The organism is Jezberella montanilacus (genome assembly GCF_003003055.1).
GTDB classification, from domain to species: Bacteria; Pseudomonadota; Gammaproteobacteria; order Burkholderiales; family Burkholderiaceae_B; genus Zwartia; species Zwartia montanilacus.
Map to the genome: position 1 here is coordinate 15,195 of NZ_PVTV01000013.1, position 25,246 is coordinate 40,440.

Annotated in this window: 30 protein-coding genes; 17 read left to right on the forward strand and 13 right to left on the reverse strand. The window is 50.0% G+C overall.

What is annotated here, in order from left to right; translation table 11 throughout:
- Window positions 1-56: 56 nt before the first annotated feature.
- Window positions 57-746: a tol-pal system protein YbgF gene (ybgF, locus tag BCM14_RS07725; protein ID WP_106227446.1), complete on the forward strand. Its 690-nt coding sequence runs from the start codon at window positions 57-59 to the stop codon at window positions 744-746.
- Between the two features lie 26 nt (window positions 747-772).
- Here the strand turns inward: ybgF and BCM14_RS07730 are convergent, their stop codons facing one another.
- The 4 genes from BCM14_RS07730 to cobA are packed head-to-tail and all read right to left on the reverse strand — an operon-like array spanning window position 773 to window position 5,173.
- On the reverse strand, window positions 773-1,678 hold the full coding sequence (locus tag BCM14_RS07730) for an EamA family transporter (RefSeq protein WP_106227447.1): 906 nt from the start codon (window positions 1,676-1,678) through the stop codon (window positions 773-775).
- Window positions 1,679-1,696: 18 nt separating this feature from the next.
- The gene (locus BCM14_RS07735; protein WP_106227448.1) at window positions 1,697-3,442 is read right to left on the reverse strand and encodes a bifunctional protein-serine/threonine kinase/phosphatase; all 1,746 of its coding nucleotides are present in this window, start codon (window positions 3,440-3,442) and stop codon (window positions 1,697-1,699) included.
- Window positions 3,443-3,500: 58 nt separating this feature from the next.
- Entirely contained in the window at window positions 3,501-4,313 is an 813-nt protein-coding gene (locus BCM14_RS07740; protein WP_106227449.1) for a formate/nitrite transporter family protein, read from the reverse strand.
- Between the two features lie 44 nt (window positions 4,314-4,357).
- Window positions 4,358-5,173 (reverse strand): uroporphyrinogen-III C-methyltransferase, encoded by an 816-nt coding sequence (cobA, locus tag BCM14_RS07745; protein ID WP_106227450.1) that lies wholly within the window; start codon window positions 5,171-5,173, stop codon window positions 4,358-4,360.
- 180 nt (window positions 5,174-5,353) lie between these two features.
- Between cobA and BCM14_RS07750 the strand changes: the two genes are divergently transcribed.
- The 5 genes from BCM14_RS07750 (at window position 5,354) to BCM14_RS07770 (ending at window position 10,389) form a co-directional block, all read left to right on the forward strand.
- Window positions 5,354-6,517 (forward strand): metallophosphoesterase, encoded by a 1,164-nt coding sequence (locus tag BCM14_RS07750; protein ID WP_106227451.1) that lies wholly within the window; start codon window positions 5,354-5,356, stop codon window positions 6,515-6,517.
- 64 nt (window positions 6,518-6,581) lie between these two features.
- Window positions 6,582-7,712, forward strand: a complete 1,131-nt coding sequence (locus tag BCM14_RS07755) for a CaiB/BaiF CoA transferase family protein (protein WP_106227452.1) — start codon at window positions 6,582-6,584, stop codon at window positions 7,710-7,712.
- 52 nt (window positions 7,713-7,764) lie between these two features.
- Window positions 7,765-8,934, forward strand: a complete 1,170-nt coding sequence (locus BCM14_RS07760) for a thiolase family protein (protein WP_106227453.1) — start codon at window positions 7,765-7,767, stop codon at window positions 8,932-8,934.
- A gap of 2 nt (window positions 8,935-8,936) precedes the next feature.
- Entirely contained in the window at window positions 8,937-9,344 is a 408-nt protein-coding gene (locus tag BCM14_RS07765) for a Zn-ribbon domain-containing OB-fold protein (RefSeq protein ID WP_106227454.1), read from the forward strand.
- 67 nt (window positions 9,345-9,411) lie between these two features.
- On the forward strand, window positions 9,412-10,389 hold the full coding sequence (locus BCM14_RS07770) for a Bug family tripartite tricarboxylate transporter substrate binding protein (protein WP_106227455.1): 978 nt from the start codon (window positions 9,412-9,414) through the stop codon (window positions 10,387-10,389).
- 34 nt (window positions 10,390-10,423) lie between these two features.
- Here the strand turns inward: BCM14_RS07770 and msrA are convergent, their stop codons facing one another.
- The gene (gene msrA / locus BCM14_RS07775; RefSeq protein WP_106227456.1) at window positions 10,424-11,026 is read right to left on the reverse strand and encodes a peptide-methionine (S)-S-oxide reductase MsrA; all 603 of its coding nucleotides are present in this window, start codon (window positions 11,024-11,026) and stop codon (window positions 10,424-10,426) included.
- An 84-nt stretch (window positions 11,027-11,110) separates the two neighbouring features.
- On the reverse strand, window positions 11,111-11,443 hold the full coding sequence (locus BCM14_RS07780) for a hypothetical protein (protein ID WP_106227457.1): 333 nt from the start codon (window positions 11,441-11,443) through the stop codon (window positions 11,111-11,113).
- A 31-nt stretch (window positions 11,444-11,474) separates the two neighbouring features.
- Here BCM14_RS07780 and BCM14_RS07785 point away from each other — a divergent pair, with 31 nt between their 5' ends.
- Window positions 11,475-12,008, forward strand: coding sequence for a sigma-70 family RNA polymerase sigma factor (locus BCM14_RS07785; protein ID WP_259673499.1), 534 nt, complete (start codon window positions 11,475-11,477; stop codon window positions 12,006-12,008).
- Entirely contained in the window at window positions 11,998-12,639 is a 642-nt protein-coding gene (locus BCM14_RS07790) for a DUF1109 domain-containing protein (protein WP_106227459.1), read from the forward strand. Before BCM14_RS07785 ends, BCM14_RS07790 begins: the two co-directional genes overlap by 11 nt.
- Window positions 12,640-12,651: 12 nt before the next feature.
- On the opposite strand, the gene BCM14_RS07795 is transcribed toward BCM14_RS07790, so the two are convergent.
- The 3 genes from BCM14_RS07795 to BCM14_RS07805 form a co-directional block, all read right to left on the reverse strand.
- Window positions 12,652-13,611, reverse strand: coding sequence for a putative transporter (locus tag BCM14_RS07795; protein WP_106227734.1), 960 nt, complete (start codon window positions 13,609-13,611; stop codon window positions 12,652-12,654).
- Window positions 13,612-13,773: 162 nt separating this feature from the next.
- Window positions 13,774-14,463, reverse strand: a complete 690-nt coding sequence (locus tag BCM14_RS07800) for a haloacid dehalogenase type II (RefSeq protein ID WP_106227460.1) — start codon at window positions 14,461-14,463, stop codon at window positions 13,774-13,776.
- Between the two features lie 45 nt (window positions 14,464-14,508).
- A complete protein-coding gene (locus BCM14_RS07805; RefSeq protein WP_106227461.1) occupies window positions 14,509-15,180 on the reverse strand; it encodes an SDR family NAD(P)-dependent oxidoreductase in 672 nt (223 codons plus the stop codon).
- 193 nt (window positions 15,181-15,373) lie between these two features.
- Between BCM14_RS07805 and BCM14_RS07810 the strand changes: the two genes are divergently transcribed.
- The 4 genes from BCM14_RS07810 to yghU all read left to right on the forward strand — a co-directional run bounded on the left by BCM14_RS07810 (window position 15,374) and on the right by yghU (window position 17,829).
- Window positions 15,374-15,790, forward strand: a complete 417-nt coding sequence (locus BCM14_RS07810) for a MarR family winged helix-turn-helix transcriptional regulator (RefSeq protein ID WP_106227462.1) — start codon at window positions 15,374-15,376, stop codon at window positions 15,788-15,790.
- 36 nt (window positions 15,791-15,826) lie between these two features.
- Complete coding sequence (locus tag BCM14_RS07815) at window positions 15,827-16,237, forward strand: DoxX family protein (protein WP_106227463.1); 411 nt, start codon at window positions 15,827-15,829, stop codon at window positions 16,235-16,237.
- A gap of 75 nt (window positions 16,238-16,312) precedes the next feature.
- Window positions 16,313-16,927: a nitroreductase family protein gene (locus BCM14_RS07820; RefSeq protein WP_106227464.1), complete on the forward strand. Its 615-nt coding sequence runs from the start codon at window positions 16,313-16,315 to the stop codon at window positions 16,925-16,927.
- Window positions 16,928-16,953: 26 nt separating this feature from the next.
- The gene (gene yghU, locus BCM14_RS07825; protein WP_106227465.1) at window positions 16,954-17,829 is read left to right on the forward strand and encodes a glutathione-dependent disulfide-bond oxidoreductase; all 876 of its coding nucleotides are present in this window, start codon (window positions 16,954-16,956) and stop codon (window positions 17,827-17,829) included.
- 101 nt (window positions 17,830-17,930) lie between these two features.
- Here the strand turns inward: yghU and BCM14_RS07830 are convergent, their stop codons facing one another.
- Together BCM14_RS07830 and BCM14_RS07835 are read right to left on the reverse strand one after the other, a co-directional pair.
- Complete coding sequence (locus BCM14_RS07830) at window positions 17,931-18,554, reverse strand: flavin reductase family protein (protein ID WP_106227466.1); 624 nt, start codon at window positions 18,552-18,554, stop codon at window positions 17,931-17,933.
- A 10-nt stretch (window positions 18,555-18,564) separates the two neighbouring features.
- Window positions 18,565-19,845, reverse strand: coding sequence for an MFS transporter (locus BCM14_RS07835; protein WP_106227467.1), 1,281 nt, complete (start codon window positions 19,843-19,845; stop codon window positions 18,565-18,567).
- A 177-nt stretch (window positions 19,846-20,022) separates the two neighbouring features.
- On the opposite strand from BCM14_RS07835, the gene BCM14_RS07840 reads away from it, so the two are divergent.
- The 4 genes from BCM14_RS07840 to BCM14_RS07855 all read left to right on the forward strand — a co-directional run bounded on the left by BCM14_RS07840 (window position 20,023) and on the right by BCM14_RS07855 (window position 22,543).
- Entirely contained in the window at window positions 20,023-20,706 is a 684-nt protein-coding gene (locus tag BCM14_RS07840) for a glutathione S-transferase family protein (RefSeq protein WP_106227735.1), read from the forward strand.
- A 114-nt stretch (window positions 20,707-20,820) separates the two neighbouring features.
- Window positions 20,821-21,027: a YMGG-like glycine zipper-containing protein gene (locus BCM14_RS07845; protein ID WP_106227468.1), complete on the forward strand. Its 207-nt coding sequence runs from the start codon at window positions 20,821-20,823 to the stop codon at window positions 21,025-21,027.
- 434 nt (window positions 21,028-21,461) lie between these two features.
- Window positions 21,462-22,097, forward strand: a complete 636-nt coding sequence (locus BCM14_RS07850; protein ID WP_106227469.1) for an NAD(P)H-dependent oxidoreductase — start codon at window positions 21,462-21,464, stop codon at window positions 22,095-22,097.
- A gap of 17 nt (window positions 22,098-22,114) precedes the next feature.
- Window positions 22,115-22,543 (forward strand): response regulator, encoded by a 429-nt coding sequence (locus BCM14_RS07855; protein WP_106227470.1) that lies wholly within the window; start codon window positions 22,115-22,117, stop codon window positions 22,541-22,543.
- 133 nt (window positions 22,544-22,676) lie between these two features.
- On the opposite strand, the gene BCM14_RS07860 is transcribed toward BCM14_RS07855, so the two are convergent.
- On the reverse strand, window positions 22,677-23,303 hold the full coding sequence (locus BCM14_RS07860; RefSeq protein ID WP_106227471.1) for a VOC family protein: 627 nt from the start codon (window positions 23,301-23,303) through the stop codon (window positions 22,677-22,679).
- Between the two features lie 189 nt (window positions 23,304-23,492).
- Between BCM14_RS07860 and BCM14_RS07865 the strand changes: the two genes are divergently transcribed.
- A complete protein-coding gene (locus tag BCM14_RS07865; RefSeq protein WP_106227472.1) occupies window positions 23,493-23,885 on the forward strand; it encodes a hypothetical protein in 393 nt (130 codons plus the stop codon).
- A gap of 147 nt (window positions 23,886-24,032) precedes the next feature.
- Here BCM14_RS07865 and BCM14_RS07870 read toward each other — a convergent pair whose 3' ends face one another.
- Window positions 24,033-25,103, reverse strand: coding sequence for a c-type cytochrome (locus BCM14_RS07870; protein ID WP_106227473.1), 1,071 nt, complete (start codon window positions 25,101-25,103; stop codon window positions 24,033-24,035).
- Window positions 25,104-25,246 lie beyond the last annotated feature (143 nt).

The following is a 25,246-nucleotide window of genomic DNA, read 5'->3' on the forward strand; positions in this document are numbered from 1 at the left end:
GTATGTCAAAATAGGGCGGCTTTATGCCGCTCTATTGCTTTTTATAAGGATGTTTCATGCGATCTTTTGCACTAGTTGCTCGATCACTCAGCGCGACCGCTGTCGTGCTCGGTGCAGTCTGCTTGCCTGTCGTCGCGCACGCGTTTGCCGATGATGACGCTCGCAAGGCCATCCTCGAGTTACGCCAACAAATTCAAGCCATGACTGATGCCAATCAACGAGCCCGACTCCAGTTGGCGGACCAAGTTGATACGCTACAACAAGAAGTTATCAGCCTGCGCGCTCAAATTGAGCAAATGGGTCGCCCCTCGGGTTCGACGGGTCCGGCCACTGAACCCACCGCCAATAGCCAGGCTGCTGGCGTACAAGATCCAGCTGAACAATCAGCCTACGATGGTGCTATTGATCTGTTTCGTAAAGCTCAGTACAAGGATTCAGCCGAGTCGCTTGCAGCGTTTCTTGCCCTGTTCCCAGAAAGTGCTTTGGCACCATCAGCGAGCTTCTATCTGGGTAGCAGCCGTTATGGCATGAAGGACTATAAAGGGGCAATCGACCAATTAACCACAACGGTTCAAAAGTACCCGAGTCTGCCTCGCGTACCCGATGCATTGTTGGTGATAGCTGGTTGCCAGATTGAGTTGAACAATCGCGCGGCAGCTAAGGCGACTTTCCAGAAAATCGTCAAAGAGTACAAAGGGACCCCTGCGGCCGAGACAGCAGCAAAACGTTTGCAGTTATTGCAGTAACTGGTTAGCTTGATGGCGGTGATCGGTCAGCGCAATAAAAGCGCGACGCCGATCACCACTAATATCATCCCTATCGTTTCGTTTCGGCTACTTTTAGTCAGAAACACTCGCCACGTGAATAGCTGTGCGAACAGGACTTCTACCAGACCAAGCGTTCTGACGTTGGCTGCCGCAGTTAAAGCAAAACCAAGAAACCATCCTTGCGACGCCGATGCACCGAGCAGGCCACCCCAAATGGATACCCGCCAAGCCTTCAAGCATCTCTGCCATCCGGCTTGATCAAACAAGCTCATCCATCCAGCAAGCAGAAGGGTCTGAACGCCAAGGCCACAAGCCAGCGACCAAGAGGCGTGAGCCAGGAAGTGCCCATCACCTAAAGACAAAATTGCCCCACGAAATGAAACAGCCGCGACCGCAAACGCCCCACCCGCCAACAAACCCATTGCCACAGGTTGCCACCCGCCTTTCGAATCGTCAGCCGTTTTGTTTGGCTTGCGTGCCATGAGGACCACCCCAGCTGTCGCGACGGCGATCGCAATCATTGCCATCCAGGTCAAGTGATCGCCCAGAACGAAGAGGCCAAATAGAGCCACCTGAATCGGTTCAGTTTTGGTCCAGGCTGTCACTACAACAAAAGCCCGTTTGCGCATCGCACCCAGCATCAGCGCAGTCGCAGCAATCTGCGACACGGCACCGGCGATAATGAAGCCAGCAAAGCCCCAACTCATGAGGGGGATCTGAGAGCCTGTCACCCACAAGGCCAGGGCGGCAAAAAGCACAGCAAAAGGAAAACCATATAAAAAGCGAACTTGCGTCGCACCGATGGTACCGAGCTGCTCTGTCAAACCCCGTTGAATCGCATTGCGGCCCACTTGAAAAGCCGCGGCCGTGATAGTGGCTGGTATCCAAATCCAAGCCCATTCTGTCGTCATTTTTTTTCTGCCCTGTTTCTATTTGAAGGCGCTGATGCCGACCAAGATAATAACGGCTAAGAGTAACGCCAGAGAAACTGACTTCCAGAAGGCGACCGGGTTTCGATCAATGAGTGGCTGCATGCGTTGCGTTTGAAACGACGGATTAGGACGATGGAGGTCTTGAACAAACTCTGAAATCTCCTGGTATCGATCAAAAGGGTCGATTGCCAGCGCTTTGCGAACAGCTTCGTCTACCCAGACGGGGATTTTGCTTGAATGAAATAATAATGACCGGTATTGAAGCTTCTTCTGCGCCTTTTTAGTCGTTGTTTTAGCTACTGCAATGCCATACGGTAGTTCACCTGACAACATTTGATAAACGATCACGCCAAGAGAAAACAGGTCAGAGCGAGATGAGCCTGTCGCCCCGAGGAAATACTCAGGGGCTGCATATTGAGCCGAACCGAGTAAGGTGATTTGCTCGATCGGTGTGTCGACTTCCGCGATGCCGGCTACCCGGGTCGCACCGAAGTCGATAATTTTCACTGTGCCGCTTTTATCGATCATGATGTTGTCAGGTTTGATATCCTGATGCAGCATTTCAAGCCGATGAAACGCGCGCAGTCCTTTGGCAATCTGCTCAATGATATTGCGAACGCTGGTGAGATCAGGATTAGGATGGTCGACCATCCACTGAGCCAGACTTTGTCCTTCGATATATTCTGTCGCGACGTAGAGGTAGCTTCGCTTACGATTCATCGCACAAGGTTTGAGCACATGTGGATTGTTGATGCGACGGGCGATCCACTCTTCCATTAAGAATCGTTCGAGATACGCAGGATCATCGCGCATGCCGAGCGACGGCAACTTAAGCACAATTTGCTGGTTCGTCTCTTCATCAACAGCCAAATAAATGTGACTGCGGCTACTGATCTTGAGCTCACGCTGGATCGCATAACCGTCGAAACGGGTCCGCGCATCAGGAGCAGGGGCAAAGGGTAAGGTACAGATTTGCCGAAACATCTCGTTTGACTCGGGTGCAGGCAGCTCATCAATCCGAATAATTTGCAGCGTCAAATTATCAGTACTGCCACGCTCGTACGCCATTTCAACAAGAGATTGAGCGACTGCATCCCAATCACAAACAAGATCCTGAGACGCTGTAGCGATCTGAGTTGATATTGTTTTGGCGTCAACATATTCGTAGACCCCATCTGTTGCCAAGATGAAGATATCACCTGAACTTAAGGGTACAGAGCAGTAGTCGATACTCAAACGACTATCGATACCCAGTGCGCGTGCGAGATAGCTTTGCTCAGAAGATATCCAAACACGGTGATCGTCAGTGAGCTGCTCGAGCTGATCACCACTGACCCGATACACACGCGTATCGCCAACATGAAAAACATGTGCAGTCGTTGATTTGAATATGACCGAGCTTAATGTGCAAACGTAGCCACGGTCTTTTTCGTAACGATGAGCACCCTGTTGAGTTTGCGCAAACAACCACGAATTGATCGCGCCCAGGACTCGCTCTGCAGAGGTCTTGACCGACCAGGTTTCAGACGTTGAGTAATAGTCTTCTAGAAAGCCTGTCACCGCGGCTTCGCTGGCGACGTGACTGACGTCGCTTGAACTGATCCCATCGGCCAGAGCGATGGCGATGCCTTTGGCGCTTAACTGAGGCTCTTGTGGTGCACAAAAGCCGTAAAAATCCTGATTGATCTCCTTGCGGCCTGGGCTTGAATACTGACCGACGGATACCTTCAGTGTTTGGATCATCTAGTAGCTCAACTCGCCTGCAGGCCCAATCGCCTGCGGCGAGCCGAACCTGCAAAGATTATTTGAAAGAACGCTTGGCACCTGTCATGACGTGCGTCGTATAGAGCGTCAAGCCAGTGAACAAGAGTCCACCGACCAGGTTACCCAGCACGGTGGGGATTTCGTTCCAGAGGAAATAATCGGCGATCGAGAACTTACCGCCCATCATCAAGCCCGCTGGGAACAAAAACATGTTAACGACAGAGTGCTCGAATGTCATGTAAAAGAACACCATAATTGGCATCCACATTGCCATGACTTTGCCGCTGACTGTTGTAGAAATCATTGCACCGACGACACCGGTAGACACCATCCAATTGCACAGCATGCCGCGGATAAAGATGGTAATCCAGCCCATCAGGCCATATTGTGCGTAACCAACCGTTCTGGCGGCGCCAATACCACCGAGTCTCACACCGATATCGTTCGGTGCGGTTGTGAAACCGTAGGTGAAGATAAAAGAAATGAGAAAAGCGACGGTGAGTGCACCTAGAAAATTGCCGATGAAGACCACACCCCAGTTTTTTAAAACAGCCCCGACCGTGACACCTGGGCGCTTATTTAGTAACGCCAAGGGTGTCAAGACGAACACACCGGTCAATAAATCAAAGCCCAACAAATAAAGCATGCAAAATCCAACTGGGAACAACACGGCGCCAGCCAGTGGGGAACCCGTTTGAACCGTAATCGACACAGCAAAAGCTGCAGCCAGCGCGAGGATCGCCCCGGCCATGTAAGCGCGAATAAGAGAATCGCGCGTTGCCATATAGATTTTTGATTCGCCAGCATCAACCATTTTGACGACGAATTCTGAAGGTAAGAGATAGGACATCAAGGACTCCTGGGGTTAAAAATAAGTTGTTATGGGTAAGCGCTTCAAGCCGCGTCGGTAAGCAGATTCGAATTGGGCTGACTGAGCGCCTGCAACCCAGCCGTTACATTGCCAACAATCATGATCGCTGGACTCGTCAGGCCCTCGCTCGCAAACGCCGTAGAGAGGTCTTTGAGTTTGCACACCACGTCGCGTTGAGTCGGCAAACTTGCGTTTTGAATGACGGCTACAGGGGTATCTGAGGGCAGGCCTTGCAGCAGACCTTTTGTGATGAAGCCGACATTTGATACACCCATGTATATAACCAGCGTCAATTTGCTGCTATGGCAGGTCGCAGCGATCTGCTGCCAGTTGACAGCCTGATCGCCCGGTTTACTGTGACCAGTCATGAAGAGTACGCCGTGCGCCACATCACGATGCGTGAGCGAAATATTCAGTGACGTCGCCCCAGCAAGGCCAGCGGTAATCCCATTGACCGCCGTAACGGCGACACCAGCCGCCTCAAGATAGGCAAGCTCTTCGCCGCCTCGACCAAAGATAAAGGGGTCACCTCCTTTGAGGCGCACGACTGACTCACCATTACTGGCCTCTTGTACCAGCATTTTTAAAATCAGACGCTGGGGCGTTGATGCACACCCACCCCGTTTACCCACGTGAATCACTCTGGCAGCTCGAGACGCGTATTGCAAAACCTCATCGTTTACCAAATCGTCAACCATGATGACACTAGCCTGCTGGATCGCGCGAACCGCTTTCAGTGTCAACAGTTCTGGATCGCCTGGACCTGCGCCAACCAGCGTGACGAAACCGACCTGTTTGGTCGGCTCGCATACGGAATTCGACTTGGTAAAAATGTTCATACTCAGCAAACAGCAAGTTATGTGCCAGAGTCTGCCATATGCCTCGCGACGATTTGGTTTCTTTCTCTTGCTTGCTAGCGCGCCTTATTTTGGTGCATGGTCGCGAAGTACTATTGAAATCATGCACTTTTACCGCTGTCAGATCATTTTGCAATCGAAAGCAAAGCTAGGATTTTCGTCATGAAGCAGGTCATTGATTTCAAGCGTTTACCTGACCGGTTCCGGTCTTTTGCCGCCCGAGTGATCCCCGTATTAATCCTGTTGCACACCTACATCGGCTGGCAGCTTTTACCGGTCATGCCCTTGCCGTCCTACAGTATGCCGCTCGGCATTATTCTGCTCGCCAGCTCCTGTTTTTTAACGCCTTTAGGGCTTTTCGCGCGCTTTGTCGTGGTGGATGAGGATCTGGCCGATCGCACGAGTCTGGTTGGCTACATCGCGATGGGTTTGTTCTCAAGCTTATTAAGCCTGACGGCGTTGCGCAATCTGCTCTTGCTATTTGTAAGTGATACTTCAACGCAAAGTACCTCTGCCTTAATGGTTGTGGCAATCACACTTTTCGTTAGCTTAATTGGGTTTGTTAACGCTCGAAAAATCGCTCGCGTCAAACACGTCACGATTAGGCTGGACAATCTGCCTGCCGCGCTTCACGGATTCAGGATCGTGCAGCTCAGCGATATTCATGTGGGATCGACAATTAAGTCAGCCTATGTCAAAGCCATCGTCGAGCGTGTCAACTTACTCACCCCGGACCAGATTGCGATCACGGGCGATATCGTGGATGGTTCGGTAGCAAGACTTGGCATCCACACTGCTCATTTGGGACAACTCCAATCCCGCCACGGTACCTACCTGGTCACCGGGAACCACGAGTATTACTCGGGTGCTGAAGAATGGATCACGGAGTTCAACCGCCTTGGGATCAAATGTCTGATCAATGAGCACGCAGTAATTAACCACGAGGGAGCGCGACTGCTTGTTGCCGGAGTGACCGATTTCACTGCGCATCAATTCATACCTGCACATCGAAGCGATCCTGAGCAAGCCATTGCAAATAGCCCTTCAGGTTTGGTGAGTATTTTACTGGCGCATCAGCCTAGATCAGCTGCTGCTGCCGAGAAAGCAGGCTTTCATCTCCAACTCTCAGGCCACACCCACGGGGGTCAGTTCTGGCCTTGGAATCTATTTGTGCCGATGCAACAACCCTTTGTCGCTGGCCTGAACCGTCTCGGCAAAATGTGGGTCTACACTAGCCGGGGAACAGGCTACTGGGGGCCACCTAAACGCTTTGGGGCGCAATCCGAAATCACACTGATTACCCTAGTGGGAAAGCTAGGCAGTTAATTTAAAATTCAGCGACACGGTCAAAGAACCGTCGGCAAAAAGAAGAACAAGGCGGGGACATCGAATGAAGGGACCACTCAAGGGTATCAAAGTACTCGAAATGGCTGGCATAGGACCTGGGCCCTTCTGCGCCATGATGCTGGCAGATATGGGCGCAGACGTAATCCGTGTTGATCGACTTCATCCTGGTTTTCTCGGCGGTGGCGGCACGACGATCGACCGAGGACGACGCAGCATCGCGCTAGACATCAAAAAGCCCGGCGCCGTAGAAATCATCCTTCGTCTGGTACAAGACGTTGATGCCTTAATCGAAGGATTTAGACCAGGTGTGATGGAGCGCCTGGGCTTGGGTCCCGAGGTTTGTCTCAACAAAAACCCGCGCCTGATCTATGGCCGCATGACAGGGTGGGGGCAGACTGGCCCCCTGTCGCAAGCGGCTGGACATGATGTCAACTATCTTTCGATTACAGGTGCTTTGCATGCGATGGGATATGCCGATCGCCCGCCAACGCCTCCGCTTCATCTAGTGGGAGATTTGGGTGGAGGTGGCATGATGCTGGCCTATGGCATCGTTTGCGGTTTGCTCGAGGCTAGCCGCAGCGGCAAAGGCCAGGTAATAGATGCCGCGGTTGTTGACGGGGTCGCCACCCTTGCATCGGCGTACTTTGGCATGATTGCCCACGGCAAGTGGACTACTCAACGTGAAGCCAATACGCTCGATGGTGGCGCGCCGTTTTACGGCTGCTACACATGTTCAGACGGTCGGTTCGTGTCGATCGGTCCAATTGAACCTCAGTTTTACGAGCGCTTGTTGGGCCTGTGCCAAATTGAGGATCCCGCTTTCAAGGATCAGTGGAACAAGCAGCAATGGCCGATCCTGAAACAAGCCTTGGCCAAGATATTCGCTTCTAAAACACGCGATGAATGGTGTCAGTTGCTCGAAGGCACTGACGCCTGTTTTGCACCTGTGTTGGATTTTGATGAAGCACTGACCTATCCCCACAATGTTGAACGCCAATCTTTCGTGACGACCGACGGTTTGACTCACCCCGCACCAACACCCCGTTTGAGCAGAACGCCAGGAGTCGCCGGAGCGATTCCTGAAACAGGCAGCGATACGGTCTCGTTGTTGCGAGCTCTCGGGTATTCGGCAGATGACATTACTCGGCTGCGCGCGGCAGGCACGATCGGGTAATCAGGGGCATAGCTAGCAGACTATTCAACTAACCGAAAAATAAAGGAACAACATGTCGATAAAAGGTAAAGCATATATTGTCGGTGCCTTCGAGCATCCAACCCGTAACGCGCCAGACAAATCGGTTACTCAATTGCATGCTGAGTGTGCTCTGGGTGCTCTGCGTGATGCGGGCTTGAGCATCAAAGACGTTGATGGCTATTTTTGCGCGGGCGACGCACCGGGTGCCACAGCGCTATCTATGGTTGAATATCTGAATCTGAACCTGAAGTGGGTGGATGGCTCAGACCTCGGTGGTTGCTCGTATATGGTTCACGTCCGCCATGCAGCCCACGCAATCGCCGCAGGTAAATGCTCGATCGCACTTATCACGCTGGCGGGCAAACCAAAGAGCAGCGGCATGGCAACAGGCACCGTACCAAGAGCCCTTGGCCCTGAACGTCCAGAAACACCCTGGGATCTTCCCTACCGTTCAACCATCACTGGCGTCTACGGCATGCTTGCCAATCGCCATATGCATGAATACGGCACGACCTCAGCACAACTCGCTGCAATCAAAGTCGCCGCTTCAACCCATGCGCAGTACAACGAGCATGCGGCGCTGAGAAAAGTCGTCACGGTGGATGATGTCTTGAACTCGCCGATGATCGCTAGCCCCCTACGCCGGCTTGATTGCTGTGTCATTACGGACGGCGGCGGTGCAATCGTCGTGACCACACCCGAGATCGCAAAGTCCTTGAATCGACCGCGCGTCAAAATAATTGGAACCGGTGAGACAATCAATACCAGTAGAGGCGGATATCTGGATGCCACGACGACTGGCGCAGCGGTGAGCGGAAAGCAGGCTTTTTCAGAGGCAGGCGTCGGCATCGAGGCAATTAAGTATGCCTCGCTCTACGACAACTTCACCATCATGGTTTTAATGCAAATTGAAGACTTGGGCTTTTGTAAAAAAGGCCAGGGCGGTGCCTTCGTGGCTGAGGGAAATTTGATTTCTGGCAAAGGCAAGCTGCCCTTCAATACTGACGGTGGCGGACTTTGCAACAACCACCCAGCCAACCGGGGCGGTATGACTAAACTGATTGAAGCGGTTAGGCAGTTGCGCGGTGAAGCACACCCTGCTGTGCAGGTAAAGCATTGTGACGTGGCGTTAGCGACCGGCCCTGGTTACGTACTGGGGGTTGGGCACGCTCATTCAACCATCATTCTGGAAAGAGAATAATCATGAGCGAGACAAGCATGCAAAAAAACTACCAAGACGACCCTTACGCGCTGACCTATCCCGAGACAATGCCGTTTTGGCAAGCAGCAGAAGCTAACCAGTTTTTGGTCAAAGGTTGTAACAACTGCAATAAAGCGCATTGGTATCCGAGAGTAGTCTGCCCTTTCTGTGGCAGTGATCAAACCAATTGGACTGAGGCCTCAGGTCAAGGAACGATCTATTCCTTCAGCCTGATCGAACGTGCTGATCCGCCCTACGTACTCGCTTGGGTGACGCTAGATGAAGGCCCTGTCATCACCACCAATATCGTTGATTGTGAACTAGCTTCAGTCAAAATCGGAGATAAAGTAAAAGTAAAGTTTAGACCGACGACAGAAGGCAGGCTGATGCCGGTGTTTGTGCCGATTTAATTGAGGTCAGTTGAAGCCCTAGAGATAACTTGTTCACGCAATCGAAAACCCATCGGAGACAAATAACATGGCCTACTTAACGCGAGCAGTTGTTGCCGCAAGTGCTTTACTACTAATGTTTTCGGGCAACTTTGCTTTTTCACAGCAATATCCCAGCAAACCAATTGAATGGGTCGTGCCCTACCCAGCAGGCGGCGGCACAGACACAGTCGCTAGAACTTTTGCCCAAGTCATGGGCGAAGCACTTGGCCAGCCCATCATCATTTTTAACAAACCCGGGGCAGCAACCAATATTGCAGCTGACTACGTTGCTAAAGCCAAGAACGACGGGTACGTGATCATGTCGGCAGATACGGGTACCCTAGCTGCCAATCCATTTCTGTACAACAACCTTACGTTCAATGTCGAGCGAGATTTCACGACGATTGGATTGACTGTCAGATTCCCCATGATTCTGGTAGTAAATCCCAATGTGCCTGCTCACGACCTGAGAGAACTGCTCGACTGGATAAAGAAGCAAGCTAACCCAGTGGCTTACGCCACGCCTGGCGCGGGTACCCCCCACCACCTGACCAGCGAGCTATTTAGAGAGGTCACCCAGGTGAAACTCACACACATCCCTTACAAGGGCGCCGCCCCTGCGGTGCAGGATGTGGTCAGCGGTCAGGTGCCGATGATGTTCGTCGATACAGCGGCAGGCTATCAGTTCATCACCTCAGGCAAGCTCCGACCTATTGGAGTAGCCAGCCTTAACCGGGTAAAGGGGTTCGAGCAAATCCCTACACTTGAAGAACAAGGCCTCAAGAATTTCGAGGCCTATGCGTGGCAGGGATTGATTGCGCCAGCAGGAACAGCTGCTGAGACCATCAATACGCTGAATAAAGCTCTCTTAAAAGCAATCGATTCAGATCCTGTCAAAGCTCAACTAAAAGCGTTGGGCTTGGAGGCCACGCCGAGCTCACCCGCAGCCATGACTGAATTTGCTGCGAAGGAAAGAAGCAAATGGAGCGCCGTGATTAAAGAGGCAGGGATTAAAGCAGACTAAAAAAGAAGCACAGCCGTCTGTTTTATTACTCGCTTTACTTAACGTACAGGGCCGGAAACTGCTGTTTCAAAGCCTCTATTTTGGGTAAGTCGTTGTAAACGATGTAGGGTTGTGACAGATGGCCAGCCAGATAATTCTGGTGGTAATCCTCGGCCTCGTAAAACTTGCTCAATGGTGCGACTTCAGTCACGATCGGTTTGGCAAAAGTGTGGGCTTTAGTTAATACTTGGATTTCGTCCTCGATCACTTTCTTTTGCGCAGCGTCTCGATAAAAAACGGCAGAGCGGTACTGAGTACCTGTGTCAGGTCCTTGACGGTTCAACTCGGTGGGATTGTGTGCCACCTTAAAAAAGACCTCAAGCAACGTGCTGTAAGACACCTGCTCGGGATTGAACTTCACCATTACGCTTTCAGCATGGCCTGTTGTGCCACTGTTCACTGCCCTGTAACTTGGGTTCTCGGTCTTGCCACCTGCGTAACCAGAAACCACTGCTTCAACGCCTTTAACGTGTTTGAACACCGCGTCGACCCCCCAAAAACAGCCACCAGCGAAGACAGCGGTTTCGGTTGCAGCTTGAGCCATACTCGTTGCGCCTAAAAGCGCGGCAATGACAAGCAGTTTGCGGGTATTTTTCATGACAATCCTTTGCGTTGTTACTTGTCTGTTCGTATGACACTTTATTTTGGTTACAACCGATCAAACTATTTTTGAACGTAACGATTACGAACCATCATGCAGAGGCAAATCAATCACTTGAAAAATCTCACGGCCATCTTGGCTTTGTACAAAGGCAACTAGGCCAAGCTTTTTATTCTTATGACTTTGAGGAACGTTGAACTCAATACTGGTTCGATTGGGCCACCCTTCAATCTGTCGTTCATCCCATTTTCTAACCACGTGATCGTGCCGCAGGACATCCCCTTTTTGTCGAGTCCAGTTACACTCATATTCGCGAATTTTCGGGGTTTGGTTACAAATAGAAAATTTATGTAACCGAATGACTTCTTCAGACGAAGTAACAATAGTTAGAACTGCGCTGTGGTGAATGGACAATCCAAATCACGAAAAATTTAGTGCATTTCAGATGCAACTGAGAGACTGGTTTATCAGCGCGTTAGGCGGTGATAGTCAGGCCTATTCTAAGTTTCTGGTTAGCTTGACCCCCTATTTACGAGGATTTTTTAGAAAACGTATGCAGATGTATCCGGATCTTGTCGAGGATCTAACGCAAGAGGTGCTGCTTGCGATTCACGCTAAGCGGCACACCTACGACGTGAGTTTGCCCATCTCGGCTTGGATACACGCAATCGCTAAATATAAATTCGTTGATCTGGTCAGAGCGCAAAAGCATTTAGCGCAGCATGATAGCCTTGACGAAGATTCGGATGTTTTTGCAACGAGTGATGAGGTGGCACAAGATTCACGGCGAGACTTGGATAAATTACTACAGAGTCTGCCTGAATCTTCTCGCGTTGCGATTCAGTTAACCAAACTGGATGGACACTCTGTTAAAGAGGCATCAGAGATAACAGGCATGACTGAGTCCGCTATCAAAATAGGTGTGCACCGTGGGCTTAAGAAGCTAGCAGCAGCACTGGGGTACAAATATGAACACTGACACACTTATCCAATTACTTGCTCGCGAGCCAGCGCAGGCGCGTGGAATGCCGTTTGGTTTGAGGTTGGCGGGCTCGGTATTGCTTGCCACCTTGATATCGTTGTCCTATGTCGTTTTCAAAATGGGGGTTCAGCCTGATCTTCTGACCAAAATAACTGGCTTTGCTTTCTGGGTGAAGCTTGGCTTTGCGATGTCTTTATTGTTTGTTGGATTGGCTATCACAGTCAAATTAGCCAAGCCCGGCAAGGCCAGGTCAAATTTCGTCCTCGCAATGGCTGCGCCAGTTGTTGCCATTTGGACAGTCGCTCTCTGGACCATCAGTCAGCCCTCGACAAGCTCACTGAATGAGATGATCGAGGGTAGCTCGTGGCAGGTCTGCTCGATGCGGATTGCATCACTATCGGTGCCTTTATTTATTGCGGTATTCTGGTCGTTGAGACACATGGCGCCGACTCGGCCACGATTTGCAGGCTTCACAGCTGGCTTGTTTGCGGGGGGACTGGCGGCATGTATTTATGCCCTGTTCTGCGGAGAGTACTCACCTGTCTTTATCGGTATCTGGTATTTGCTGGGGATACTGGCGCCGGCTGTCGTGGGCGCAGTGCTTGGGAAATGGCTATTGAAGTGGTAAAGGCACCTGGGCTTAGTGATATAGCGACCGCTCAAACTCGCACAATCTTTTATAGATCGACCTGAGCTCTGTGATGTCCGTCCATCGATCAATCAGATATGAGAACGACTCGTTGACCTTGCCGAAGGCATTACCCACCTGTTGTATTACCCCGAGCGTAATCAAGCCTGAAAATAGCGATGGCGCCATCAGCAGATACGGAAAGATAATCATCGCTTGCTGGTACAAATTAGCCCAGAGATTAAAGTAAGCGTAGTGATTGAATAATCTGAAATTATTAGCCTTGACGGCTCTGAATAAAGACATGACATCACTTAACACCAAGCAATCGCGCTGATCCTCTGCGTACACGAGCTTCTTGCGGAACGCCGCTTCGACTTTTTGGTTGTTGTATTCAAGTTCGGGCAGTAACCTGCCCACAACCCAGGAAATCACCGTGCCGCCAATGGCAGCCAGCAAGGCAAGCCACAGAAGCGACCCATCAAAATGCAACCATGTGATGGTCATGTCTGTCGATAATCCCCAAAGGATAGGTATAAAAGACAAAAGCGTGATGACAGCACGGATTAAACCCAAGCCTAAGCTTTCCGTCTGTCTGGCAAACCTCATACAGTCTTCTTGAATACGCTGCGACGCACCCTCAATTTCAGTTGGGGTGTTTTTCCAACGCGGTAGATATTCAGTAGTCAGCGCTTGACGCCAGCGAAACACATAATGTGAAGCCAAGAGGTTCTCGAGACTTCGTAAAAAAATGTAGGGGAACGCAATCCATGCAAAAGTCTGCGCGAACCCCCAAAACTGTCGCAAGCCATCCTGCTGCGCGGGTTTTTGCAACAGGTCAAAAAATCCGCGAAACCATTCATTGAGCCGAACCGTCTGCCAGACCGTGAGTAAAACGAGGCCCACCATGAAGGACAAACCTCCCCAGGCCCATATCAGCCACTCGCGTTTCATAAAAAAACAGCTGAACATGCGATCTTCCTCTTGAAATGATGGGAAGACTGCTTCATCGACCACACTTTGAGACTAGCTCAAATCGACGGCAATGTCTGTTTGCTGCAGCACATTTCTGGCCACAGTGTGTTTATCATACGCCAGCGTCGCTGAAAATTTTTTTAGAATAATTGCGATTTTTTAGTTGTAGACAACTTCCAGCACCTGACTCAGTGTTGTGCCTTCGAAATTTGGTTTTTCACCAATTTCTTCATAGGGATGCCCAAGCCTGTTAACCCAGAACACATCAAAGCCGAACCATTTGGCTCCCACAGCGTCCCAGGCATTGCTTGAAACAAAGAGGATTTCATCCTTTCTGAGGCCAAACGCATCCAAGAGCAACTGATAGGATTGAGGGGCGGTCTTAAATAATCGAACCTCTTCGACGGTAACGACTTTATCCAAGTAGGGTTTGAGTCCATTACTTTCAACTACTGTGGCTAGCATCTCTCGACTACCGTTGGATAAAATCGCAGTGGCCCGCCCTTGTTCTTTTAAGCTTTTTAAAACACTTAAGCTGTCGGCAAAACCAGTGAGCTTGGCGTACTGATCCATCAGACGTTTTTCGTTTTCTGAAGACCACTGCAAGCCCAATCGCTTGCAGACATAGCGCTGCGACAGCACAGTAAGATCCCAGAAAGGTAAGTAGTATTTGCTTCCCTGGGTATCAGGATCACTCATCGTGACTAAGCGTGTGTATTCTATTTGTCGGTCACGCCACATCAAGGCAAAAGCCTGACCATTACCTGGGTAAAGCTCTTCAGCCAGTTGCCCCATTGAATAGACGTCAAAAAGCGTACCGTAGGCATCGAACGCCACTAGCTTGTACATATTGACTCCTTTTTTATCGTCGATTTTTTTTGTTATCCGTTGCGATCAAAAGGTTTCGTTTTTACTTCTGATCTCGAGTTCCCATGTCCAGGCGGCTTTGGGTTGATTCAGAATTGCCATATACGTTTGGGCAATCGCGTCGGCCGTCATCGCGTCATGCGCCGGATCGGACTTAACGGAACCATCAATGACAAAATGGGCAACGTGAATACCCTGTGGCGATAATTCACGTGCCAAGCTTTGAGCTAAACCGCGAACAGCAAACTTGCCCATAGCAAAAGCAGCCGACCCCGCAAACCCCTTCACACTGGCAGTCGCGCCTGTGAAGAAAATTGCGCCATGGTTTTTTGGGATCATGCGCTTGCTTGCCGCTTGCGCAGTGGCAAACGCTCCGATCGCAGTAATGTGAACCGCATCAGACACTTTTTGTGGGTCGAGTGACAGGATGTCGCCTTTCACCCGTGCACTGGGATTAAAGAGGACAACCTCTGGTTCACCCAGTGCTTGATCCACACGAGTGAACAATGTTTGGATGTCATCAACTGCGCTTGCGTCCACGCTAAACGCATGAGCGCCGATGCTGTCCGCCAGGGGCTTAAGTTTTGTGACATCACGTGAAGCAACGGCAACTGCATAGCCTGCAGCGATCAATGCTTTGGCGAAACTCAAACTAATACCGGGCCCTGTGCCAATTATTAATGCGACTTTGATTGTCATCGTTGATATCCGATCAAAAATTGCAAAGTTATTTCAAAATCCTGCATGGTCAATGAATAGTATCCGAAAGACGTTATGTTTTATTTTTGGCCTGTTCCACCTACGTAATTTGCAATTAGTCTGAATGCGTACTAATATAGTTTGAATACGTACTAATTTCACGTACAGGCTTAACAACTAGGGCTGAGTCGATATGAACTACTTGTCATTGATCAGAGAACTGGTCACTACCTACCAAGCTTTTGAGCATTACTCAACAAGCCACATCAAGACGATGGGACTAACCATGACCCAATTCGACATCTTGGCAACCTTGGGCAATCAGCCCCCCATGACTTGTAAAGAACTGGGCGAGAAGACACTCATCTTGAAAGGCACGATGACAGGCGTTCTAGAGAGGCTTGAGTTAAAAAAATTGATAAAAAAAATACCCAACGAGTGCGACGGTCGCAGTTACAAAATTGGTTTGACACCAGCAGGCGACAAGATGTTTCAGCAGGCTTTCCCGACTCATCTCAAATACCTTGAAGAAGCATTCAGCAAATTAGGCGAAAAAAACTTACAGCAAACCGTTGACGGACTAAAAGAAGTAAAGGCACTTTTTAACTAACCAATCGATCTTTACACCACAAACTGGACTCATCAAATGAAAAACTACCAAAATACCTTGAACCTTGTTGGCCGTTTACTTATCGCGGCGATGTTTCTGCCTGCTGGGTTGTCCAAACTGAACGCATTTGACGGAACCGCCGGCTATTTTGCCTCTTTAGGTTTACCGGTGCCAACCCTTGCCCTGGTAATTGCGATTGCAGTTGAAGTATTGGGCTCAATTGCTCTCATTGTGGGCTACCAGACACGCGTTATTGCAATTGTTATGGCAATCTTCACTTTGGCAGCCTCTTTTGCTGGCCACGCATTCTGGAACGTTCCGGCGGATCAAATGCGTGTCATGCAATTGATGTTTTTTAAGAACCTCGCTGTTATCGGTGGTTTCCTGATTTTGGCATCTAACGGTGCTGGCAAATTCAGTATTGATGGCCGTAAAGAAGCCAACTAGTCAGCTAAGTCCTTAAAGGCCTTCCGTCCTTTCACAGAAGTATTCGACTCATCGTTTTTATCAAAGGTATACATCATGTTGAACACAATCGACGCAATTAAACAAAGAACTTCTGCTAATAATTTTGATCCGACCCATGTCATGAGCAAGGCTGAGATCGAAGATCTGGTGAGTCTCGCTATCGAGTCACCCACTTCTTTCAATATGCAAAACTGGCGTGTGATCGCTATCACTAGCCCCGAAGCAAAAGAGCAATTCAAGGCGTTAGCGTACGGTCAAGCAAAAGTCAAAGACGCAGCCGTAACCTTTGTTTTTGTGGGCAAAATGAAAGGTCACGAGGCCCTACCGGCTCTTGTTAAACCGTTACTGGACGCAAAAGTGATCGATCAAGCGGCCTACGACGGTTGGATCAACATGGCTAACGGCATGTATGCTGGCAAAGATCAGATCCAGCGCGACGAGGCCATCCGCTCAGCTTCATTTGCAGCTATGACATTAATGTATGCCGCGCAAGCTAAAGGGTTGGTATCTGGCGCAATGATTGGTTTCGATCCAGTCGGTGTTGCAGCAGCGTGCAGCTTGAGTGATCAGGAATTTCCGGTCATGATGCTTGCTGTGGGTAAAGCAGCACCAGGTAACTGGCCGCGTAAGCCACGTCTGACAGTGGATAAAGTTTTGTCCGTAAAGTAATTTAACCAACAACTAAGAGAGATAGCATGACTGATTCCAACGCATACATGCCGCCCAAAGTCTGGACATGGTCCCAACCGAGCGGCGGCACTTTTGCCAATATCAACCGCCCAGTAGCAGGCGCGACCCACGATAAAGCCCTACCCGTCGGCCGCCATCCGTTGCAGTTGTATTCGTTGGGCACTCCGAACGGCGTAAAAATCACCATCATGCTCGAAGAGTTGCTTGCGCTTGGTCACACTGGCGCCGAATATGACGCTTGGTTGGTCAATATCCGCGAGGGCGATCAATTTGGCTCTGGCTTTGTTGATGTCAATCCAAACTCAAAGATCCCCGCATTGATGGATCATAGCGGGGCTCAACCACAGCGAGTTTTTGAGTCTGGTTCAATCTTGCTGTATCTTGCAGAGAAGTTCGACGCCTTCTTGCCAAAAGAGCCAGGTGCACGCACAGAGGCCCTGAGCTGGTTGTTCTGGCAAATGGGTAGCGCACCTTATCTAGGCGGCGGTTTTGGTCACTTCTATGCCTATGCACCCACTAAGATTGAATACGCGATCGATCGCTTTGCAATGGAAGTCAAACGAGAGCTTGACGTTCTTGATCGACGCCTGGCGAGTAATGAATACCTTGCCGGCAGCGAATACTCCATCGCCGACATCGCGGTGTTCCCTTGGTACGGTGGGCTGGTCAAAGGCTGGTCGTATGGTGCCGCAGAGTTTCTGAGTGTTCAGGACTACAAACATGTTCAGCGCTGGGCAGAACTCATCTATAGCCGTCCAGCGGTCAAACGCGGCCGTATGGTCAATCGCATGACTGGTGAGCCGCACGAGCAATTGCTTGAGCGTCATGACGCCAGCGATTTCGAAACCAAAACTCAAGATAAGATCGGCACGACGAAATAGCAATTCGATTTAAGTGGGCTAGACAGTCGACCAATCGGCTCTCTAGCCCTTAGCTAATCGGGATAAGTTTACTGACCCCTTCGCGAAATATTGGTTGCAAATTAGGCAGACTCTGGTCTGCGCAGCTTCACGAGCTGCTCTTTACCGACCGTGAAGTAATCTGCTGGGCCACCAGCCCTGAGAACATGACCGGCCTCTGCGGTTTCATAAACACCATCTTTTAGTAACGACTTACTGATGTGTACCTCGACCACTTCACCCAGCACCAACCAAGTGGGCACTCTTTCGCCCGAAATCCTTTTAAGTTGAATGATCTCGGTGCATTTACATTCAAAGGCAACTTTGGCCTCTGCCACTCTGGGTGGTGTCACCAGCGATGACTGCGCTTTTGTCAGGCCTGCCGCATCGAACTCGCTCACTTCTGGTGGGTACGAAAAACAAGACTGATTCATCTGCCCGAGCAAATCAAAGGTGACTAAGTTCCAGACAAACTCGCCAGTTTCTTCAACGTTTTTAATGGTGTCCTTATAGCCGACACTTGAGAAACCAATGATGGGTGGCACATAATTAAACGCGTTGAAAAAGCTATAAGGAGCCAAATTGACAACGCCTGTCTTGCTCTGCGTTGAAATCCAACCAATAGGTCGAGGACCTACTATTGCGTTGAAGGGATCATGCGGCAAACCATGGCCGTTTTTCGGCTCGTAAGAATAGAAATCAGTCATCAAAAAACCCTTAAAAAGTTGGCTGCGGATGCCGCTTGATTTGAACGACAAGAACAGCTGCCACGATACAGGCCAGCCCCGCAGCAAACAAGGCCGGGTTATAGGTCAGCATGAGTGTGCGGGTCAGACCAGCACCGTATGCTGCGGTGGCCGCACCCAGCTGATGTGCAGCAAACACCCAGCCAAAAATTGCGCCAGCACGCTCTTTACCGAAGGTTTGGGCAGCGAGCTTGACGGTGGGGGGCACGGTCGCAATCCAGTCAAGGCCGTAGAACATGGCAAACACTGACAAACCGTAAAGCGAGAAGGTCGAGAACGGCAACCAGAACAGAGACAAACCGCGTAGTCCGTAATACCAGAAGAGAAGTTTACGATTGTCGTAGCGATCCGACAGATAGCCCGACCAAGTCGTACCGACAAGGTCAAAGGCGCCCATCAGAGCCAAAACCGACGCTGCAGGCACTGCCTCGAGACCATTGTCGGCGCACAGCGAGATGAAATGCGTTTGCAGCAAACCATTTGTACTCAAACCGCAAATAAAAAAGCTTCCAGCAAGAATCCAGAAAACCTTGTTGCGCGAGACTTCAGCAAGTAAGGTGAAAGGTCCCCAGAAATTCAGCGGCACTTTAACGGGAGACGGTTCTTCAGACTGACCTTCAGGCTCACCAAAGGCGCGCAAGCCCACATCTTGGGGATGATCACGCATAAACATGATTGCCAATAAACCTACGCATGCACAGGCGAACACCACAGGTAGAACGGCATAGCGCCAACCGAGGTGCTCAATGATCCAGGCCGCAGCGGGCAGAAATAAAAGCTGGCCTGTAGCGGTGCTCGCAGCAAACAACCCCACCACCAGTCCACGATTAGTCGTGAACCACCTATTTGCCACGATGGCGCCAAGGACGAGCGCTGTCAACCCGGTTCCGCAGCCCAAGACGAGGCCCCAGAGCAAAAACAATTGCCATAATTGCGTCACAGTTGGGGCCAATGCCATAGCGATCGATATAAAACAAGCTGCCGTCACCATGATCCTGCGCAAGCCGAATCTTGCAATAAAAATTGCAGCAAAAGGCCCAAGCAAACCAAACAGTGCGAAGCGCACAGCGAATACGGACGACAACTGATCTGTGGTCCATCCGAACTCTTTGCTCAGTGGCTGCAACATTGCACCCGGCAGTCCTAGCGCCGCTGACGTCGTCAGCATGGCAAGAAACGTCACTAAAGCAATCACCCATGCGTAATGAATGTCGCGGCGTTGAAGAAACATACTAGTGAACCGAGCAAGCATTAGCGCTATCCTTGACTTCACGGCATCGCCGTGCCATTGAACCGACAGGTCATTAATCGACAACTTTGTACCAAAATATTAACCTTTGTTAGCGCTTGTGGCGCATCAACGCCGAAGTAAAAGATGGATAAACTAATGATGCGCGGATATGACCATCACCAACTAGGACAATGCCTCATGCTGAAACTCTACTTCCATCCTTCTCCAAATCCCATCAAGGTAGCGCTATACCTCGAAGAAACAAATACTCCGTATGAGATTGTCGTGACGGACACGCGCAAAGGGGACCAGCACAAGCCTGAGTTTCGCCTGATCAATCCAAATGGCAAAACACCCGCACTCGTTGATGGTGATATTCAAGTTTTCGACAGTACTGCCATCATGCTCTACCTGGGCGAAAAAATTGGCAAGTTCATGCCTCCCAAGCATCCAGCAGCACATGCTGAGTTCTACTCTTGGTTAATGTTTCTGGCGACAGGCATCGGCCCTTACTGTGGTCAGCTTGTTCACTTTAAACACTTCGCGCCCGAGAAGCTCGAATACGCGCTCAATCGTTATGACTTTGAAGCTTGGCGTCATTGGGATATTTTAGAAGCTCGTCTTGCCAAACAGCCTTATATGCTTGACGAATACGGCATTTTAGATATGTCAGTCTGGGCGTGGGCAAGAATGATTCCGTTTTTCTTTGGTACCGATGCTTGGGAAAAACTCCCAAGTGTTAAGCGGCTCTTGGATGAAATCAATGCAAAGCCAACTGCTCAAGCTGTAGAAGCCATCAAAACTCAATACACCTTTAAAATGGAAGTCGACGAGGATTCGAGAAAAAATCTGTTTCCCAGTAACGAACGTTTAAAAAAATGAAACCGTTCTAGGAGCCTGTCTGGTCAATGTGCTTTACCAGACAGAGTAAATATCCCAGCAGATCTACGCTCTAGTGACCAACTTCCATTTTCGGATTTCGGTACTGGAGCCAATATGAAGATCATCAGAGTACTTCTCATTAATTTAGGATTATTAGTTGCCTTGGGCGGTTGCTCAGGGATGTCACGCCAAGGTCAGGATACGGCAGTTGGCGCAGGTGTCGGGGCGATCGGCGGAGCGGTCTTGACGGGCGGTAGCGTTCTTGGCACGCTCGGTGGAGCAGCAGTTGGGGGTGTCGTTGGTCATGAAGCGGGTCGATAACGATTACCTGTTTAATGTTCTGGGCAGTTCAGCAAGAAACTAACCCAAACTCATCCTTACATTGCGAAACTGTCGTTTTTACGTCGGCAAGTTCTGCGCATACGTGATTTTCAAATCTGATTAGCCTTGCCTCGACTTGGTTTACCTTTTCATCGACTCGCATAACCTTGGATTCGACATACAGGACTTTAGATTCGACTTGGTTGCATATTTATCGTGCTCTTCGTCATAGACACTCTGAAGCACTTGAGCGTGAGCTTCAGCCTGATCGCCATGGTTTTAAATAATCAGATAGATTGCCTTCCAGATGCTTGCCGTGGCATAGAATGGCTTACCTGATCCTCTGAGCTATCATCTCTCAAAAGCAATCGCTAAATTGTGGTTCAAAGAGCAATGCAAGCGCCACAGATCGCGCATCTAAACCGGAAATCCAAATGACGTTAATTGAGCATTTACAGTGGCGCTACGCAACCAAAAAGTTTGATTCAACACGAGTGGTTGCAGCAGACAAAATTGACAGGATCCTTGAGGCTGTGCGTTTGTCTGCCAGTTCAAGCGGTTTGCAGCCTTATGAATTATTTGTCATCACGAACAAAGACCTTCGCGAACAAATCAAGCCCATTGCGATGAATCAGACACAAGTGACGGACTGTTCTCATTTGATCGTATTTGCGGCTTGGGATAATTACACAGCTGAGCGCATTAATGAAAACTTCGACAGAACTGAGACGATCCGCAATGTAAGAAGTGAATCGGGAACCGCCTATCGCCAAATGTTGCTGAATCTCTATCCCGCAAGAGACCCTGAAGTGAATTTCACCCATGCAGCAAAACAGGCTTATATTGCCTTGGGTACCGCCTTGATTGCCGCGGCAGATGAAGGTGTCGACGCGACCCCAATGGAAGGCTTCAATCCTCAAGGTCTAGACGAACTCTTAAATCTGAAGGAAAAAGGATTGCGTAGCGTCGTCATTTTACCGTTGGGATATAGAAAAGCTGACGAAGATTGGTTGGCGAGCCTGCAAAAGGTTCGCACACCGAGCGAGCGCTTCATTAACTGGCTGCGGTAGAAGGAGTCGAATCCATCATGTCAAAAGAAAACCGATTGTTAGAAATCCGCATTCTTTTTGTGGATGACATGGGCATCATGCGCCGCGCCATGGAAAATTCGCTTAAAGAGATCGGTTATGTCCGGTTAACAGAGGCGAGAGACGGACAGGCCGCCCTAGCTTTGCTTAACCAGCAAGCGTTTGATTTAGTCATTACAGATCTGGACATGCCTGTGCTTGACGGCATAGGGCTGTTGAAGGCCATAAAAGCAAACGAACGTCTGGCCAAGATACCTGTCTTAATCGTTTCTGCTGAAACCGAACGGCACAAGATTGTCAGCGCAATCACGAACGGAGCTCACGGCTATATTATTAAGCCCTTCGCCATCGCCAAGTTAAAGGGCAAAATAGACGAGATTTTGGACAAAGCTGAACTTCAAGCCACGCCGCCTAAGACCAACAAGTAATAAGCAACAAGCGTTTAACAACCAAGTCAAAATCAGGTCGAAGTTCGATGACCGGGTATTGTGCAACCGGCTAAGCACATCCTTTTGATTCTGAGGATACGCTTGTCTGTGGAACGGCCCGCTTACTTTCGGTTCAACCTAGCAGCACCATAAAACCTCGCGGCGTTGCGATGCGGGCCTGAAAACCTGGCTTCGGTGCTGCCACGACTGGGATATCGATTTCCAATTGCTTATAGATATCCTGTAAGGCCTCAGCCTGGGGATGCAACACCTCAAAACTAACCCACTCGCAGCCCGAGGGCGAACTGACAGAGGGGTGCGGGGCATGCCGCCAATCAATGAAGAATGGGATCTGAGGTCCAAAAGAGCTGTCGATCAGCAAGCTTGTCCATTCCAATTTAGTCCCATCTGGTTTTTTGCGACTACCAGGGTCAAGCTTGCTGCGAAGGTCTGCGAGGCCTTGCGTTGCGTCCAGTTTTTTCTGGATAGTATCGGTCTGCATGGCATAGGTAAGAATGGTTGGACCAGACAGTGACCTGATACGATCGGTTCTTGCATTATGAAGATCCATTCTGGCTGGATCAAGCGCCAAGATTTCGAGATAACTATTGCTGCCTAAAGAAATCAAGGCATTACTCGTACCGTAGATTGGATGTACGCCACCAAATACCGCATCCAAACCGGTCAGCTTCTGGATTAAGGCTACACCCTCATTGAGATCGGCGATACCGAGCTGGATGTGATCAGGTCTCATACGCATTTCACTGGATTCCTAGGTTTGTTTTGGTTTTGTCGGTTTGATTCTACCGTGCGCTTGGTCGCTGAGCGTTGAAAGTTGAAAGCAATTGTTTCCGTAATATTGCTGATGGATAAACACCCGCGGTAACGTGTTAGTGAAGGGGGCAGCGTCGCTATCATCACCGCCACTTTCAGGCCCTTGGAACCCTGCATGGAAACCAGAATGACAGCACTTGAAAACCGCTTCGATACTATCCTACCAACTTTAGCCACCAAAGCAGATGTCAAAGCCCTTGAGCTCAAACTTGCTGAGTCGTCAGCTCAACTTGAGCTCAAACTGGCAGAGTCGTCGGCTCAACTTGAACTCAAACTGGCAGAGTCGTCAGCTCAACATCAGACGAGTCTCAATAGGTTAGAGATAAAGTTACTCGATATCATTCATCGAGAAATCAAGACCGTTAAACAAGAGTTGCAGCAAGAGATAAAGGCCGTTTGTCAGAAGATAGATTCGAACAACTGGCGGATGATCGTCTGGATGACGACCGTCGTGATGACTGGGTTTGCTGGTGTGTTCTACATCGCGCGGTACGTGCCGGCGGGCTGAGCGACCGAGTTGGATCAGCAACTTGCAAAACCACAAGGCCAATGATTTCGTCCTAGACAATATTTGCGAGATACGTTGTACGCTGTACGCTGTTTACCGCAGCTCTCGGCATTTTTCGTCAATTGACTGCCGCATCCCTTTATATCGCTATGGCTCAAGCGATGCAGCATAGGCAACAACTGCTGTCATATCATCCAAAGACAGATTGGCGACGACGTCACGCATCGCCACCGCGCCAGCCCCCGAGCGACTGCCGTTTCGCATGTCATACAGTTGACGAAACAGGTACTGTGTTGAACGCCCTGCCAAGGGCGGGATGGCATCGGTGCCCCTTAAATCAGCACCGTGACAAGCGATACAGGCATTTGTCTTGCCGTTGCCTATCGTTGCAATTTTTTGTCCGCGATTAATACTGCCTATCGGTACATAGGCGGTAAAACCAGAACGGGGATCGCGCAATTCAGTTAGCGAATAATCATTGGGTACTTCAACAATTCTGTTGCCGATGGGCTCCTTTGCATCACCGGGGATTGCTGCCCACATCGAACCCGTCGCGACGCGAGTCAACGGCACTTGATCAGTCTCAATCACCTTAATCCATGGCTTGTATTTCTGCGATGAAAAATATTCTGCCGCAGCTTTCAGCTCATCTTCTGAAAGATTTACCGCTGCAGCGAGCATTCTTAAATGCGGACCAGTTTGTGCCTCAGAGCTTCTTCGATGTCCCGCTTGGTAATCATGTACCTGCTGCACAATGTAGCTAGCTGGCAAGCCGGCGAGCGCAGCGTTTTCTGGCCTCCCTTGTCCATTTGGATAGTGGCACATCCCGCAAGCTCTCACCTCTGGCTTGCGCCCGTGCACAACGACTTCTGGCATCTCAGGATGTGCGCCGGGGAACCAATCGTGCGCGGTGAACAAATCGATTAGCTCAGTCCTGGTGAACGAATATTTGCTGCCATCAAGCTGATGCTTAATACCGTCATCAACGAAAGCAGGTGGCGCCGTAGAAGGCAGCACGGGATAAGCCCACGGTGTCGTCTTTTGTAAGGGTGCACCTTCAGACGCCCCATTTCTACCTTGCTGACCGCTCGCAGGCCCAAATATCAAAGCCAACAGTAAGACTAACAATAAGCGATAAGCACTCGACTTCGCTGGTGTAGCAAGGCCAAACCATGAATCAAACTGATACCTCGTCGTTGCGGCGATTGTTATATTCATTGGCAGGATGGAAACCCAAAAAATGCACTTAAGGACAATCAGGCCCTTAGAATACCGAAAAAAGCCTAAGCCCGCGGCACAACCGTTAATTTTCGAGATGCCTATGATCCGCACAAACGACAGCCAACAGGAAAGGCATATGC